We start from the raw sequence: 2,029 nt of genomic DNA on the forward strand, positions 1-2,029 counted from the left end.
CTCAGAAGCAACAATTGGCCTGCAGCTTAAAAGCCGCAGGACCTGAAAACCAAATATATCCTTCCCACAAACAAAGCAGGGGCTTTCAAGCCGCTGCGGCAAGAAAGACCAAGGCCCAACAAAAATGACTGCATACTATAATACGGCTAAATAGCTATTCATACTTGCTTACTTTTTCAGGCAAGCAAGGAATTAACAACTTGTCCTTTGGATGTAGTGCTTGCTTATGTTCCCATATCGCTTTAAGATCTAAGTCCCGCTGATTTAATGCTCTAAAAACATCTTCATAAAAACTATTATAAATAATAACAACAAGTTCATCCATTTGATATTTCTTGCATATGCTCTCATAGCTTTCTCCCGAAACCACAGAGTGAATATTGTAGGCTTTGCTACATCCATGTTCTCGAAAAAAATCTTTCCAAAATAACAGTATTCGATTTAATTCTGGAATATCAGTACCTTCAACCTCACAGCTTTTTTCAAAAATAGTTATTACATATATTTCTCTTTCTCCATTCTCATAAATAGAGAACTTAACTTCATATAAAGCCTCACAATTGGCTTCTTTAGTTGCCAAATTTGTTCTATAGACTTCATCTAGCCTAGCTATTTCTTTAGAAGAAAAAGACGACAATAAAAATTGATGAAATTCCTTATACCTATTTAATCTTATCAATACTCTTTTTGACAGCCCATCCCAATACTTCAAAAAGTAAATTTCTTCTTTATTAAATGTTATATCTTCATAATACCAAGCATCTAAGTTGGCTGGACGAAGAGATATTACAATTGAATCCTGGCCCTTTACCAATTGAAGACATAAAGACATTGACAAACAGATTGTCCAAAAAATCTTGCTAATAATCTTTTCCATTTACTTTTGAATTTGAGGGATGTCCCGTTCCTTTATTATCTGAACTCCATCTAGTAGGAGATTCAGGATTATCTAAACGTCCAGTCTTATTTAAGACATCTCTGTTAGTAGGTCTTGCATATTTTTTGTTAGATGGAGTAAACTCTCCTGACTTATTAGGAACGCCCCACCAAATAGGCGTTCTATATGCTTTTAAATCTTTTGCTATGTCATTTTTAAATCGTTGAAAAAGGATATCTGTTCCCGTTTTGTCTACTTTATTCAATCTAACAATTTTATCAGCCCCTGTACCACATCCATTTAGATGACAATAGGCATCACTATGAAAAGCATACTTTGATATATCATAAGGGGCTATTTGAGCTCCATCACTCCCATAACCTAAATACAAAGCTTCAGGACCGGCATGTCCTACATAAGCAAAATCAGTAATCAAATCTTTTTGTCTATCATTAGTTACTTGCTCACCTACAAATCCACCTACTTTGTTAATATAACTTTTAACATCATTTTTATTTTTAGCCAGAACAAAATTTATACCTGCATCTTTCGCTCGTTCTTGATAGTAGCTTATTTGCTCATCAGTATATGTCCCCGAATATACAATCATAGTTGTTTTTTCACCATTGTGTTTTCTGTCTTTATTAAAATTCATTGCCTCATTAAAGCCAGCTTCCAAAAAGCTTCTTTTATTAGGAGATTTTGGTCCACCTCCGTTCTTAGGGCTCTTACCTTGATTACCGATAACAACTACATTCTCATTTCCATCAGGATCTATGGTTATAATAGGATTATTACCCATTGCATGATAAGGACTAAACTGAGGGTACTTTTCTTTTTTTGCATCCACAGACCACCACCGCCCCAACTGGCTATTATACATCCTCGCTCCAAAATCATAGCTGCCACTAGTTGCATCCTCATCCGTTTCCTTCCCATTAAACCCAAAACGATACCCCTCCCCACTCACAAACTTGCGCCCAGGCATTTCCCAACCGAATGGATAATATAGGCTTGCCGAAGAAACCTGCGCCAAATAATAATCTGCCTGTCCAGTTTGGCTGCTGTCTTGACCCAAAGATTTATCCCTTCCACATCTGCAGAAAGTCCAGCTTCACTCACCACTGCCGAAATAATATCCGAGTCTGCCTG

The 2,029-nt window shown here is 36.6% G+C and carries 2 protein-coding genes; both read right to left on the minus strand.

Going from position 1 to position 2,029, the window contains the following annotated elements; translation table 11 throughout:
- Positions 1-154 precede the first annotated feature (154 nt).
- A complete protein-coding gene (locus SAPGRDRAFT_RS19645; protein ID WP_002661244.1) occupies positions 155-877 on the minus strand; it encodes a hypothetical protein in 723 nt (240 codons plus the stop codon).
- Complete coding sequence (locus SAPGRDRAFT_RS23720; protein ID WP_002661245.1) at positions 861-1,955, minus strand: RHS repeat-associated core domain-containing protein; 1,095 nt, start codon at positions 1,953-1,955, stop codon at positions 861-863. The genes SAPGRDRAFT_RS19645 and SAPGRDRAFT_RS23720 overlap by 17 nt, the downstream gene beginning before the upstream one ends.
- Positions 1,956-2,029: the final 74 nt, after the last annotated feature.

This window comes from Saprospira grandis DSM 2844, assembly GCF_000275825.1.
GTDB classification, from domain to species: Bacteria; Bacteroidota; Bacteroidia; order Chitinophagales; family Saprospiraceae; genus Saprospira; species Saprospira grandis_A.